The 12,778-nt window shown below is 64.5% G+C and carries 13 protein-coding genes and 1 tRNA gene; 12 read left to right on the forward strand and 2 right to left on the reverse strand.

What is annotated here, in order from left to right:
• Window positions 1-60: 60 nt before the first annotated feature.
• A complete protein-coding gene (gene fabB / locus ACLD02_RS07530; protein ID WP_410298342.1) occupies window positions 61-1,272 on the reverse strand; it encodes a beta-ketoacyl-ACP synthase I in 1,212 nt (403 codons plus the stop codon).
• A 47-nt stretch (window positions 1,273-1,319) separates the two neighbouring features.
• On the reverse strand, window positions 1,320-1,865 hold the full coding sequence (fabA, locus tag ACLD02_RS07535) for a 3-hydroxyacyl-[acyl-carrier-protein] dehydratase FabA (protein WP_203100428.1): 546 nt from the start codon (window positions 1,863-1,865) through the stop codon (window positions 1,320-1,322).
• Between the two features lie 288 nt (window positions 1,866-2,153).
• Here fabA and ACLD02_RS07540 point away from each other — a divergent pair, with 288 nt between their 5' ends.
• The 12 genes from ACLD02_RS07540 (at window position 2,154) to ACLD02_RS07595 (ending at window position 12,777) form a co-directional block, all read left to right on the forward strand.
• Complete coding sequence (locus ACLD02_RS07540) at window positions 2,154-4,115, forward strand: heme lyase CcmF/NrfE family subunit (protein WP_203100430.1); 1,962 nt, start codon at window positions 2,154-2,156, stop codon at window positions 4,113-4,115.
• On the forward strand, window positions 4,108-4,659 hold the full coding sequence (locus tag ACLD02_RS07545; protein WP_203100431.1) for a DsbE family thiol:disulfide interchange protein: 552 nt from the start codon (window positions 4,108-4,110) through the stop codon (window positions 4,657-4,659). The genes ACLD02_RS07540 and ACLD02_RS07545 overlap by 8 nt, the downstream gene beginning before the upstream one ends.
• Window positions 4,659-5,069 carry a cytochrome c-type biogenesis protein gene (locus ACLD02_RS07550; protein ID WP_203100433.1) on the forward strand — a complete coding sequence of 137 codons (411 nt, stop codon included), beginning with the start codon at window positions 4,659-4,661 and terminating at the stop codon, window positions 5,067-5,069. The genes ACLD02_RS07545 and ACLD02_RS07550 overlap by 1 nt, the downstream gene beginning before the upstream one ends.
• Complete coding sequence (locus tag ACLD02_RS07555; protein ID WP_238400796.1) at window positions 5,066-6,091, forward strand: tetratricopeptide repeat protein; 1,026 nt, start codon at window positions 5,066-5,068, stop codon at window positions 6,089-6,091. Before ACLD02_RS07550 ends, ACLD02_RS07555 begins: the two co-directional genes overlap by 4 nt.
• Before the next feature lie 120 nt (window positions 6,092-6,211).
• Complete coding sequence (gene adk, locus ACLD02_RS07560; RefSeq protein WP_203100435.1) at window positions 6,212-6,868, forward strand: adenylate kinase; 657 nt, start codon at window positions 6,212-6,214, stop codon at window positions 6,866-6,868.
• Between the two features lie 179 nt (window positions 6,869-7,047).
• Window positions 7,048-8,013: a ferrochelatase gene (hemH, locus tag ACLD02_RS07565; protein WP_410298343.1), complete on the forward strand. Its 966-nt coding sequence runs from the start codon at window positions 7,048-7,050 to the stop codon at window positions 8,011-8,013.
• A gap of 197 nt (window positions 8,014-8,210) precedes the next feature.
• Window positions 8,211-9,044, forward strand: a complete 834-nt coding sequence (locus ACLD02_RS07570; protein WP_410298344.1) for a hypothetical protein — start codon at window positions 8,211-8,213, stop codon at window positions 9,042-9,044.
• A 146-nt stretch (window positions 9,045-9,190) separates the two neighbouring features.
• Complete coding sequence (locus tag ACLD02_RS07575) at window positions 9,191-9,424, forward strand: bacterioferritin-associated ferredoxin (RefSeq protein ID WP_203100441.1); 234 nt, start codon at window positions 9,191-9,193, stop codon at window positions 9,422-9,424.
• Between the two features lie 232 nt (window positions 9,425-9,656).
• Window positions 9,657-10,136: a bacterioferritin gene (gene bfr, locus ACLD02_RS07580; protein ID WP_194296652.1), complete on the forward strand. Its 480-nt coding sequence runs from the start codon at window positions 9,657-9,659 to the stop codon at window positions 10,134-10,136.
• Window positions 10,137-10,242: 106 nt separating this feature from the next.
• Window positions 10,243-10,319: transfer RNA gene (locus ACLD02_RS07585), tRNA-Arg, on the forward strand.
• A 504-nt stretch (window positions 10,320-10,823) separates the two neighbouring features.
• Window positions 10,824-11,825: a DUF5924 family protein gene (locus ACLD02_RS07590; protein WP_203100443.1), complete on the forward strand. Its 1,002-nt coding sequence runs from the start codon at window positions 10,824-10,826 to the stop codon at window positions 11,823-11,825.
• 76 nt (window positions 11,826-11,901) lie between these two features.
• Window positions 11,902-12,777 carry a cytochrome c oxidase assembly protein gene (locus tag ACLD02_RS07595; RefSeq protein ID WP_410298345.1) on the forward strand — a complete coding sequence of 292 codons (876 nt, stop codon included), beginning with the start codon at window positions 11,902-11,904 and terminating at the stop codon, window positions 12,775-12,777.
• The last annotated feature ends 1 nt before the right edge of the window (window position 12,778 follow it).

Raw genomic sequence — 12,778 nt, forward strand, 5'->3', positions numbered from 1 at the left:
ACCCGCCCACAAAAAAGCCCGCCATTGGCGGGCTTTTTTGTGTTCGAGGCGATGCTCGGATCATTCCCAGCGTTTCAGCGCCAGGGAGGCGTTGGTGCCGCCGAAGCCGAAGCTGTTGCTGAGCACCAGCTCGGGTCGCGTTTCCACGGTTTCACGCAGAATCGGCAGGCCCTCGGCCAGCTCGTCCAGCTCGGTGATGTTGGCGGAAGCGGCCTGGAAGCCGTCGCGCATCATCAGCAGGCAGTAGATCGCTTCCTGAACGCCGGCGGCGCCCAGGCTGTGGCCGGTGAGGCTCTTGGTGGAGCTGATCGCGGGCACCTGGTCGCCAAACACCTCGTGGATCGCCTTCAACTCGGCCACGTCACCGACCGGAGTGCTGGTGCCGTGGGCGTTGATGTAATCCACCGTGCCGTCCACGTTGGCCAGCGCCTGGCGCATGCAGCGTGCCGCGCCCTCGCCGTTGGGGGCCACCATGTCGTGGCCGTCGCTGGTGGCGCCATAGCCCACCACCTCGGCGAGAATGCGCGCGCCGCGGGCCTTGGCGTGCTCCAGTTCCTCGACCACCACCATGCCGCCGCCGCCGGCGATGACGAAGCCGTCGCGGCTGGCGTCATAGGCTCGGGAGGCGGTTTCCGGAGTGTCGTTGTATTTGGTGGAGAGGGCGCCCATGCCGTCGAACAGGCAGCTCAGGGTCCAGTGTTCCTCCTCGCCGCCGCCGGCGAAGATCATATCCTGCTTGCCGAGCTGGATCTGCTCCACGGCGTTGCCGATGCAGTGGGCGCTGGTGGCGCAGGCACTGGCGATGGAGTAGTTCACGCCCTTGATCTTGAACGGCGTGGCCAGGCAGGCGGACACCGTGCTCGCCATCACCCGGGGCACCATGTACGGGCCCACGCGCTTGACGCCGCGCTCGCGGGCGATGTCGGCGGCGGCCACCTGGTTTTCCGAGGAATGGCCGCCGGACCCGGCGATCAGGCCGGTGCGCTCATTGCTGATCTCGTCGGCCTCCAGGCCGGCGTCGGCGATCGCTTTCTGCATCGCCACGTAGGCGAAAGCGGCCGCGTCGCCCATGAAGCGGCGTGGCTTGCGGTCAATGTGTTCATCCAGGTCGATTTCAGGCGTCCCCGCCACCTGGCTGCGCATGCCTATTTCCTTATAGGCTTCCTTGAAGCGGATGCCGGAGCGGCTCTCTCGCAGGGCCCGGGATACGGTATCGGCATCGTTGCCCAGGCAGGAAACGATGCCCATGCCGGTAATCACAACGCGTCGCATACTAGTGCTCCATCAAGATAACAGGGTCGTCTTCAACGCGGCCGCGCTCAAAAACCTTCCGTCGAAGTGAACAGGCCCACCCGCAGGTCGTCGGCCTGATAAATGTCATTGCCGTCCACGGATACGGTGGCGTCGGCGATGCCCATGGTGAGCTTGCGGGCGATCACTCTTTTGATATTGATCCGGTAGGTGAGTTTCTTGGCGGTGGGCAGCACCTGGCCGGAAAACTTCACCTGACCCACGCCCAGGGCGCGGCCGCGACCGGGGTTGCCGAGCCAGCCCAGGTGGAAGCCCAGCAGCTGCCAGGTGGCGTCCAGGCCCAGGCAGCCCGGCATCACCGGATCGCTCTCGAAGTGGCATTGGAAGAACCAAAGGTCCGGATGGATGTCCAATTCCGCCACGATTTCACCCTTGCCGTAGCTGCCACCAGTCTCGGCGATGTGGACGATGCGGTCCATCATCAGCATATTGGGCAGCGGCAGGCGCGCGTTGCCGGGGCCGAACAGCTCCCCATGGGCGCAGGCGAGCAGGTCCTCGCGTGAGTAGGATGATTGTCTGTCGACGTTGCCGTCGTTGGGATTGCTAGGATTCAAACCTTTGACTCCACGTAAATCGGGTCGGCAGCGGGCGGCCCCCGGCGGGACCGACGCGAACCGGGTTAACAGTATAGGGTTGCCGGATGACTCTTAGTTTACACCGTGTCGACCTTTCACGAATTTGACATGGTAGCAGAGCGCTTTCACCAGGGACGAACGGTAAGCGTCTCAAAATATGTCCACGGTCAAGGCATGCCGGGATCGGGCGTGGGGGCGTGAAGGCGGGCTTGCAAAGCGGCGGTGCTCCGTCGATGATGCGCGCGCGCATACCAGCCGGAGGTACAAGTGGCGGCGGAAATCGGACATCTTTCCCTGTGGGTGGCCATGGCGACGGCCCTGGTCCTGGCGATCTTTCCCCTGATCGGCGTCCATCGCCGTGTGGTGGCCTGGCAGCAGTACGCGCGGCCCCTGGCCTGGCTGCAGTGGCTGGCCCTGACGGTGGCCATCGTGGCGCTGGGCTACGGCTTCTACATCAACGACTTCTCGATCACCTACGTGGCCAACCACAGCAACTCCGAGCTGCCGCTGGGCTACCGCCTGTCGGCGATCTGGGGCGGCCATGAGGGCTCGCTGCTGCTGTGGGCCTGGATGCTGGGCGGCTGGACCGCGCTGGTCGGTCTGTTCAGCCGCAAGGTGCCTCTGGACATGGTGGTCCGGGTGCTGGCGGTCATGGGCATGATCGCGGTGGGCTTCCTGGCCTTCATGCTGCTCACCTCCAACCCCTTTGACCGCTCCCTGCCGTGGTTCCCCATCGACGGCGCCGACCTTAACCCGCTGCTTCAGGACCCGGGCCTGATCGTCCATCCGCCCATGCTGTACATGGGCTACGTGGGGTTCTCGGTGGCTTTCGCGTTCGCCGTCGCCGGGCTGATGGCCGGCAACCTGGACCCGGCCTGGGCGCGCTGGGCGCGGCCCTGGACCACCGTGGCCTGGTGCTTTCTCACCGTCGGCATCGCCCTGGGCTCCTGGTGGGCCTACTACGAGCTGGGCTGGGGCGGCTGGTGGTTCTGGGACCCGGTGGAAAACGCCTCGCTGATGCCCTGGCTGGCCGGCACCGCCCTGATTCATTCCCTGGCGGTGAGCGAGAAGCGCAACCTGTTCCGTGCCTGGACCGTGCTGCTGGCCATCGTGGCGTTCTCGCTGAGCCTGCTGGGCACCTTCCTGGTCCGTTCCGGGGTGCTGACCTCGGTGCACGCCTTCGCCAACGACCCCAGCCGGGGCGCCTTCATCCTGGCGTTCCTGGCGGTAGTGGCCGGCGGCGCGCTGACCCTGTTCGCGCTGCGCGCCGGGCAGTTGGAAGGCAAGGGCGGCTTTAAGCTGATGTCCCGGGAGACCTTCCTGCTGGGCAATAACCTGATGCTGCTGGTGGCCGCCTCGGCGGTACTGCTGGGCACGCTTTACCCGCTGCTCGGCGAGGCGCTGGACATCAAGGTCTCGATCCGCAGCCCTTATTTCAACGGCTTCTTCGTGCCCCTGGCGTTGCTGCTCATGGTGTTGCTGGTGCCCGGCGTGATGAGCAACTGGAAGCGCCAGGACGGCGGCGCCGTGGCGCGCCGCCTGCTGTGGCTGGTGCCGGCGGCCCTGGTGGCCGGTTTCCTGGCCTCACGGCTGCCCGGCGACACCCCCTGGGTGGGCACACTGGCGATCATGCTGGCGCTGTTCGTGGTGCTCGCCCATCTGGACGACCTGGTGCGCCGGGCGCTGGCCTATGGTCAGGGGCTGGCGGTTGGCCTGGGCAAGCTTGGGCGCGGCTACTATGGCATGGTGCTGGCCCATTGTGGTCTGGCGGTGCTGGTGGCCGGCATCACCGTGGTCAGCTACCACGAGGTGGAGCGCGACGTGCGCATGGCCCCCGGCGACGTGGCCGAGGTGGGTGGCTACCGCTTCGAGTTCGACCAGTTGAGCGCCTATCGGGGCCCCAATTTCGATTCCCGCAAGGGCCACTTCGTGGTCAGCCGCGATGGTGAAGTGGTCACCGAGATGAACCCGGAGAAACGCACCTACCGGGCCAGCGGCCAGGTAATGACCGAGGCGGCCATCGACGGTCGGCTGATGCGTGATCTGTACGTGGCCCTGGGCGAACCGCTGGAGGGCGACGCCTGGGCCGTGCGCATCTACTACAAGCCCATGGTGCGGTGGATCTGGCTGGGCGCGCTGATCATGGCTCTGGGGGGCGGTCTGGCGCTCACCGACGCGCGCTATCGCAAGAAGATCGGTCGCCGCGAGGAGGAACCGGCCTATGAGTAAGAAGACCACCAGCCTGTGGGTGTTCGTGCCGCTGGTCGGCTTTGTCGCCCTGGCGATCCTGCTTGCCAGCGGCCTGGGCCGTAATCCGGAGGAGCTGCCTTCGGCGCTGGCCGGCAAGCCGGTGCCGGAGTTCTCCAAACCGTCGCTGCTGTCCGGCGACACTCTCAGCGAGGAGCGGCTGCACGGCCAGTGGCAACTGCTCAATGTGTGGGGCACCTGGTGCCCTACCTGCTATGTGGAGCACCCCTATCTGCTGGAACTGGCGGAACGCGGCGTGCCCATTGTCGGCATGGACTACAAGGACGAGGACGACAAGGCCCGCGACTACCTGGCCCGCTACGGCAACCCCTTCACCGAGGTGATCGTCGATGCCGATGGCCAGCTGGGGCTGGACCTGGGCGTTTACGGCGCTCCGGAAACCTTCCTGATCAATCCGCGCGGGGAGATCGTGCTGCGCCACGTGGGCGAGATGAACCAGCGCGCCTGGGACGAAAAGTTCGCGCCGGTACTGCGCCAGGCGGGCAATCCGCTGGGAGGCCCGTGATGATCCGCGCGCTGGTTCTGCTGACCCTGCTGCTGACGGCGCCGCTGCGGGCCGCCATTGATATCTACCAGTTCGACGACACCGCCCAGCAGGACCGTTTCCACCGGCTCACCGAGGAACTGCGCTGCCCCAAGTGCCAGAACCAGAGCATCGCCGACTCCGACGCGGAGATCGCCCGGGATATGCGCGAGCGGGTGGCGCGCATGATTCGCGATGGCCGTAGCAACGAGGAGATCGTTGAGTTCTTCGTCGCCCGTTACGGCGATTTCGTCAGTTACCGCCCGCCGGTCAACGAACGCACCGCCATTCTCTGGGTGGGCCCGGTGTCGCTGCTGATCCTGGGTGGCCTGGGCATTCTGTTGCTGGCCCGCCGCGCCAGCCGTCGCGTGGAGGAGGACGACCCCGAATGACTTTGTTCGTGATTCTGCCGCTGGTGCTGCTGCTGGCGGTTCTGGTGTGTTTCGGATTGTGGCGGCGCGAGCGGCTGCGCGCCGGCGAGCCGGTGTCCTGGCGGGGCCTGGCGCTGCCGCTGCTGGTGGTGGTGCTGGCCGGGCTGGGCTATCTGACCCTGGGGCTGCACCCGGAAACCGCCGGCTGGCTCGCCGAGCAGAACCGCTACGATGACGTTGCCCGGCGCGTGATTCGCGGCGAGGGCCCGAGCGAGAATGACCATGATATCTCCGCCCAGGCGCTCACCCGGGTGCTGCAATCGCGGCTGGCCCGGGACCCGAGCCAGCCGGGCTGGTACACCCTCGGCCTGCTCTACGATCAGCTTGGCGCGCCGGCCCAGGCCCAGGAAGCGGCCCGTCGCGCCCTGGCGCTGGACCCGGACGACGACGGCGCCCGCCTGTTGTTGGCGCGCGGCATGATTGCCCAGAACCAGGGCCGGCTCAGCGACGAAGCCGATGCCCAGATCCAGCGTGTGCTGGATGACCAGCCCCAGCATGACGGCGCCTTGATGCTGCGCGCCATGGCCGCCACCGAAGCGCGCCGTTTCGACCTGGCGGCGCAATCCTGGCGCGCGCTGCTGGCGCGCCACGGCGAGGGCGAAGCCGGCCGCTTGATTCGCCAGGGGCTGGCCCGCGCCGAGGAGCAGAAGGAGCGCGGTGACAAGCTGGCCAATCTGAGCGTTACCGTGGACGCCCCGGATCTGCCCGATGGCGGCACCCTGTTCGTGTTCCTGCGCCGTCAGGGCGAGGGCGGCCAGCCGTTGGCGGCGCGCCGCGTGCTGGTGGAATCGTTTCCCGTTACCGTGACCCTGACGCCGTCGGACTGGCTGCAGGGTTACCCGGAAAACCTGGAGGTCCTGCGGGTGGCGGCACGCTATACGCCGGCGCCGGGCTCCAATGTGGAACAGGCGCGGCTGGGCACCGAACCGGTGCCGCTGGCGCTTGGGGAGAGCCCGGCGGCGCGGCTGACACTGGCGCCCTGAGCGGCCCCGCGGGCGGCGATGGTACCAAGGTCGCCCTTGTGCCAGCCCGACCCGCACGGTAAAGTCGTCCCCCTTCGGGAAAGGGGGAACCTTCCCATTCGCGGCAATTCGGAGAAGTCTATGCGTGTCATCCTGCTTGGCGCGCCCGGTGCGGGTAAGGGCACTCAGGCGCAGTTCATCAAGGACGAATTTTCCATTCCCCAGATTTCCACCGGCGACATGCTCCGTGCCGCGGTGAAGGCAGGCACGCCCCTGGGACTGGAAGCGAAAAAGGTCATGGACGCCGGTGGCCTGGTTTCCGACGACATCATTCTCGGCCTGGTCAAGGAACGCATCGCCCAGGACGATTGCAAGAACGGTTTCCTGTTCGACGGTTTCCCGCGCACCATTCCCCAGGCCCAGGCGCTGGTGGATGGGGGTATCAATATTGATTTCGTGGTCGAGATCGACGTCGACGACGAAGAGATCATCGAGCGGCTCAGCGGTCGCCGCGTGCACCCGGCTTCCGGTCGCGTGTACCACGTCAAGCACAATCCGCCCAAGGAAGAGGGCAAGGACGACCAGACCGGCGAGGAGCTGGTGCAGCGTGACGACGACAAGGAAGCCACGGTTCGCAAGCGCCTGGAGGTGTATCAGGAGCAGACCCGCCCGTTGGTGGATTTCTACCAGAAGATCGCGGACAGCGGCGAGCCCAACGCGCCCACCTATGTGCGCGTGGCCGGTGTCGGCGGCGTCGAGGACATCCGTCAGCGGATCATGGCCAAGCTCAAGGGCTGAGGCCGCGGTCATCGCGACGAGATAAAAGGGGAAGCTTCGGCTTCCCTTTTTTTCGGTCTCGTTATCGTGATTAAAGCCGCCCCGTTCGCCGCCACCCGCTGACCGCGCCGCGTCGCTCACCTATCATTGATCCTGGATCGGTTTGGATGCCGTGGTCGCACACTAGGAGGCTTGCCTGTATGACATCTGAAAAAACCGCTGTGGTGCTGGTTAACCTTGGCACCCCCGACGCCCCCACGTCGGGCGCGGTGCGCCGCTATCTCAAACAGTTCTTGTCCGATCCGCGCGTGGTGGAAGCGCCGCGCTTCGTCTGGTTCTGGGTGCTGCGCCTGTTTATTCTGCCTTTCCGGCCGCGACGCGTGGCCGGCCTCTATGCCTCGATCTGGGGTGACGACTCACCGATCCGCGAAGTCTCCGAGCAACAGGCCCAAGCCCTGGACCAACGCCTCGACGTTACCGTCCGCCACGCCATGACCTACGGCTATCCGGCCTTGCCCGCGGTGCTCGACGAGCTCGCCGACGCCGGTCACGATCATCTTTTGATTCTGCCTCTCTATCCACAGTATTCCGGCTCGACCACCGGAGCGGTGGCCGATGTGCTCGCCGACTGGGCACGGGGCCGTCGTGAAGTGCCGGGCTTCACGCTGATCAAGGATTATTGGCAACATCCGGCCTGGCTTGATGCCATGGTCGATAGCATCCGCGATTTCCGTGAGCAGCACGGCGAGGCCGAGAAGCTGTTGTTCTCCTTTCATGGTATCCCCAAGCGTTACCAGGAACTGGGTGATCGCTACGGCGAGCGGTGTCTGCAATCGGCGGCGCGTATCGCCGAGCGACTGTCCCTGAGCGACGATGCCTGGGCGGTGACCTTTCAATCGCGGTTCGGACCGCAGGAATGGTTGAATCCCTACACCGATAAAACCCTGGAAGAGTGGGGCGCCGCCGGCGTGCGCTCGGTGCAGGTCGTGTGCCCGGGTTTCGCTGCCGACTGTTTGGAAACTCTGGAGGAGATCGATTCGGAAAATCGCGAGATCTTTCTGCACGCGGGGGGGGAATCGTTTGCCTATATTCCCGCCTTGAACGCGCGACCCACGCACATCGATGCATTGGAGCGAATCATAGCGGGGGCCTTGCCGCGAAACTGAAAAACGTATGTCGATGGATTGGAAGGGGGCGACTCATCGAGCGCCCCTTTTTTGTTTTTCGCCGACAAAAAAGTGGTTCTTTTTTATTTTTTACTTATTCGTGCCGGCTGCTGGTCAAATAATGTACCAACGTAATTTTTTTTGTGCTACTTTCCGACTGTCGCAGAAAAACGACGTCATAGATTAGGAGATCGATCATGGCCCGAGCAGCAAAGAAAGCAGCCACTAAGCGAGCGACGCGTAAGAAGACGACCGCTCGCAAGACCACCGCCGCCAAGACCACGGCGCGCAAACAAACCGCCAGCAAGGCACCGGCGGTTCCGAAATCAGTAAGCAACGCCGAAGCCAAGTTCAAGCTTCAGGAAAAGGCGGTTACCCAGGCGGAGAAAAAAGTCGACCAGGCGGAAGCCCGACTCGATCGCCACAAGAAGAAGGTCGATACAGAAAACGGCAAGCTCGGTAAATTGCGTACCGACCTCGCCGCCAAGCGCGACAAGGTAAAGGGCAAGGCCACCGCCGCCGCCAAGCGTGCCGTGGATACCGCTCGCGGTCGCATGAATACCCAGCGGCTCAAACTTCAGGACCTGCGTGGTGAAAGCAAACTGATTCGCGCCGAGATTCAGGCGGCGAAGAAAGTGGTTACCCGCGAGAAGAAAAAGCTGCGTACCGCTCAGCGCAATCTGTCCGCCAAGATGCGTGAGTACGAGCGCAAGCTGGCCAAGAAAGCCAAGGCCGCTCAGAAGAAGGCGGAGCAGAAAGCCAAGACCGCCGCGCGCAAGGCCGCCGCCAAGTCGAAGAGCAGCGCCAAGAAGAGCACGGCGAAGAAAACCACCGCCAGGAAAGCCACCGCCAAGAAGAGCGCCGCGAAGAAATCCACCGCAGGCAAGAGCGCGGCCAGGAAGACTTCCACGCGCAAGAGCCCGGCCCGCAAAACCGCCGCCAAGAAGACCACGGCGCGCAAGAGCACCGCTGGCAAGAAGAGCGCGGCTCGTAAGTCCACGGCCCGTACCAGCCCGGCCAAGCAGAGCTGACCGGACACCGGAACCAGCCCCGCCGCCGCCCCCGATTCCGGGGGCGGCGCCGTTTTTGACCCCCGCCACGGATCGCGCCGAAAGGTGTTGATAATAATTCGCATTAGGGTTAACCTGCTTTTCGAGATTGAGGAGTAGGCGTAGCCATGTACGTATGTCTCTGCAACGGCATCACTGACAGCCAAATACGGGAAGCAGCCGAAAGCGGTTGCGACAGCCTGCGTGATCTTCGTCGGGAACTTGGGGTTGGCAGTCAGTGTGCCAAATGTGCACGGCACGCCCGCCAGGTATTGCGTGATACCCGTAGCGCCATGCCAGCGACCTCTTCTCTCTCCCCCGGCCGGGGTGAAGTCGTGCAGTTCTGGCCACGGACCGCCTGAACCGCGCCGGCTTCGGAACCACCCGGGCCACGGCGACCGCCCAGCCAGGCACGGTACCGTAAACGGTAGCGAGCCAAGCCAGGGACCGGCCCGCCGGATGTCAGTAAAGACTGATTCTCATTTATATAACTAGTTGTATTTACTGGATTTTTTTGTCGCGAGCCCTTGTCGGGGCCGGCCTGTTGCACAACAATGGGCGCGTTCCCCAATTCCCCGGCAATGGAGAGGCACCATGAAAGGCGACAAGAAGGTCCTGGAGCACCTCAACCGGGCGTTGAGCAACGAGCTCATCGCCATCAATCAGTATTTCCTGCACGCCAAGATGTACAAGGACTGGGGCCTGCACGCCTTGTACGAGAAGGAATACCACGAATCCATCGACGAGATGAAACACGCCGACTGGCTGTGTGAACGTATTCTGTTCCTGGAAGGCGTCCCCAACCTGCAGGACCTGGGCAAGCTGATGATCGGCGAAAACACCCGGGAAATGCTCGAATGCGACCTCAAGCTCGAGCAAATGGCCGTGCCCGATCTGCGTGATGGCATCGAGTACTGCGAATCCGTGCGCGACTACATCTCCCGCGACCTGCTGCGCCGCATCCTGGACTCCGAGGAAGAGCACATCGACTGGCTGGAAACCCAGCTGGAGCTCATGGACAAGGTCGGCCAGGAAAATTATCTGCAAAAACAAATGGAAACCGACGACGACTGAATGCGGTTTTCCGTTTCGTTTGCGCAAGAATTCACCGCCCGTGGCTTGACTGGACCCGGGGTATTGGGAATAATGCGCGCCTCTTGACGGCAACGCCGCCAAGCCCGCACCGGTAGCTCAGTTGGATAGAGCATCTGGCTACGAACCAGGAGGTCGGGGGTTCGAATCCTCCCCGGTGCGCCATCTCAAACGAAAAGGCCCCGCTCCCAAAAGGAGCGGGGCCTTTTCGTTTGAGATGGCATACCGAGGAAGTATGTAGAGAACCCCCCGGGTTCGACAAGCCGGCCCAAAGGGCCGGCGCAGGGCGTCGCCGCAAAGCGGCGACGGGGCGAAGCCCCGAGCGGCGTAGCCGCGAGCCAATCCTCCCCGGTGCCCTTCCGAATAGCACCACGCCAAACCCCCAAGCCCGGCAAGCGAAGCAAAGCCGGGCTCCCCCTGAAACCCACCTCCCCACGCAGCCCCCACCAACGCCAACCCCCAAGCCCGGCGAGCGAAGCAAAGCCAGGCGCCCCTCTGAAACCCTCCACCCCCAACGACAAACCAGACCACCCACCCCACCCACCCCCATCGCGGCGGAAGCCGCTCCTACAACAGCCCCACCCCATTTTTTACAAGCCACCCACGAAACCATCCGGTAGCCTGAGCCCTCGAACACGCACCACCCACGACCCAGGACCCTTAACAACCATGCAAGCCCGATGGCTGGAACGCTTCAACACGCTTCTCTACCGCCTTCGCCACCTCTGGGCGGTGGGCAGCTTCTCCCTGGGCCTGGCCAGTTACTTCCTGGTGGAACGCAAGCCCTGGCTGGCGGCGGTGCTCACCGCCATTCTGGTCGGCACCTGGCTGGTTCTGCTCACCGAGAACTTCTGGTTGCGCCGTTTCCGGGGCGGGGCCATGGAGCCGCTGGCCCAGGGCGCGCTCAAGCTGATGCTGCAGGGCGTGCACCAGGAGGCCTTTTTCTTCAGCCTGCCGTTCGTGATTCTGCAGTGGTCCGGGGGCGCGGAGTACTTCCTGTTCACCGGCCTGGTGATCACCGCCGCCCTGGTCAGCATCGTCGACCCGCTGTATTTCCGGCTCGCCGGCCATCGCGCTCTGTACTTCGGCTTCCATGCCTGGGCGTTGTTCGTGGCGTTGCTGGTGTTGTTGCCGCTGATCTTTAAATGGCCCACCAACTACGCGCTGGACGGCGCCGCGCTGCTCACCGCTCTGTTCGCGCTGCCCAGCTTCTGGCGGGTGGGCGGGCCCCGGCCGGCCTACCGCTGGGTGCTGCTGGTGGTGTTTTCCGGCGCCATCGCCACGGTGCCGTTCTGGGGGGCGCCCCTGGTGCCGCCGCTGACCCTGTCCCTGGAGCAGCGGGCCATGGCGGCGAGTATCAACCGGGCCAGTCGGGAGCCATTGGTTACCGGCCAGCGGTTTTCGGCGGCGGAGCTGGATGACGGGCTCTATGCCTATACCGCGATCCGCGCGCCCCTGGGGCTGGGCCAGCCGGTGAGCCACTACTGGTATCACGACGGTGAGCGGGTGGATCGTATCGGCCTGCATCTCACCGGCGGCCGCCGGGAGGGCTATCGAACCTGGTCGCACAAGGCCCATTTGCCGGCACCGGCGGTGGGGGACTGGCGGGTGGAGGTGCGCACCGACAAGAACCAGATCATCGGTGTGTTGCGTTTCACCATTACGCCCTAAGGGCCCGAGGTCGAGGCCTGGGCGTGGCGAAATGCCGCGTTGGCCGCCTTGACGCCGGCCCGGCGGCGGCGCACCCTTGGCGCCGCGATCCGGGCCGGTGGCGCCGGCCCTTCACGGTGAAGGCCCGTTCCTGTTCATGTTGCAAACCCTGTCGGGCGGCTTGACGCCCTATATCCTGTCTCCGGTCACCGTGCTGCTGTTTCTGGTGGCGGTGGTGACTTACCTGGTGGGCTGGCGTCGTCTGGTGGCGGTGGGCGAGCGGCCTTCCGCGTGGCGGGCGTTGTCGTTCTTTCTGGGGGTGCTGCTGTGTTACGGGGTGATGCACACCCAGTTCGATTACTATTCGCGCTACATGTTTTTCGTGCACCGGGGCCAGCATCTGGTGCTGCATCACCTGGGGGCGTTTCTGATCGCCCTGGCCAACCCGTTGCCGGTATTCGCCGCCTGCGCCGGCGACCGGCGCTTTCCCCGGCTGGCGGCGGCGTTCCGGCCGGTGCGCCGGGTGCTGTTCGATCCGGTGGTGGCCACGGTGTTGTTCGTCGGCCTGATCTTCTTCTGGCTGACGCCGTCGATTCATTTCGATGCCATGCTCAGCCTGCGGCTTTACGAACTGATGAACTGGTCCATGCTGGTGGATGGCGTGATCTTCTGGTTGGTGATCCTGGACCCCCGCGACCCGGACCGGGCCGGTACGTCCCGGTTCGGAGTGCGTTTTCTGATGCTGGTGGCGGCGCTGTTTCCGCAGATTCTGCTGGGCGCCTACATTACCTTCGCCGAACCGGGGCTCTATGACGTTTACGCGGTGTGTGGTCGCGCGTTCGCCATGGACCCGGCCACGGACCAGGTGCTCGGTGGCATTCTGACCTGGATTCCCGCCGCCATGATGACGATTCTCGGCGCCCTGGTGGTGTTGCGTTTATACCTGCGTTACGACAGTGAAAAAGGAGGCTGAC

Source organism: Alloalcanivorax sp. C16-2 (genome assembly GCF_046507615.1).
In the GTDB taxonomy this organism is placed as follows: domain Bacteria; phylum Pseudomonadota; class Gammaproteobacteria; order Pseudomonadales; family Alcanivoracaceae; genus Alloalcanivorax; species Alloalcanivorax marinus_A.

Coding starts and splice junctions, on each gene's coding strand:
- fabB (WP_410298342.1), bottom strand. CDS start 1,272: ATGCGACGCGTTGTGATTACCGGCATGGGCATCGTTTCCTGCCTGGGC.
- ACLD02_RS07545 (WP_203100431.1), top strand. CDS start 4,108: ATGAGTAAGAAGACCACCAGCCTGTGGGTGTTCGTGCCGCTGGTCGGC.
- ACLD02_RS07550 (WP_203100433.1), top strand. CDS start 4,659: ATGATCCGCGCGCTGGTTCTGCTGACCCTGCTGCTGACGGCGCCGCTG.
- ACLD02_RS07555 (WP_238400796.1), top strand. CDS start 5,066: ATGACTTTGTTCGTGATTCTGCCGCTGGTGCTGCTGCTGGCGGTTCTG.
- adk (WP_203100435.1), top strand. CDS start 6,212: ATGCGTGTCATCCTGCTTGGCGCGCCCGGTGCGGGTAAGGGCACTCAG.
- hemH (WP_410298343.1), top strand. CDS start 7,048: ATGACATCTGAAAAAACCGCTGTGGTGCTGGTTAACCTTGGCACCCCC.
- ACLD02_RS07570 (WP_410298344.1), top strand. CDS start 8,211: ATGGCCCGAGCAGCAAAGAAAGCAGCCACTAAGCGAGCGACGCGTAAG.
- ACLD02_RS07575 (WP_203100441.1), top strand. CDS start 9,191: ATGTACGTATGTCTCTGCAACGGCATCACTGACAGCCAAATACGGGAA.
- bfr (WP_194296652.1), top strand. CDS start 9,657: ATGAAAGGCGACAAGAAGGTCCTGGAGCACCTCAACCGGGCGTTGAGC.
- ACLD02_RS07590 (WP_203100443.1), top strand. CDS start 10,824: ATGCAAGCCCGATGGCTGGAACGCTTCAACACGCTTCTCTACCGCCTT.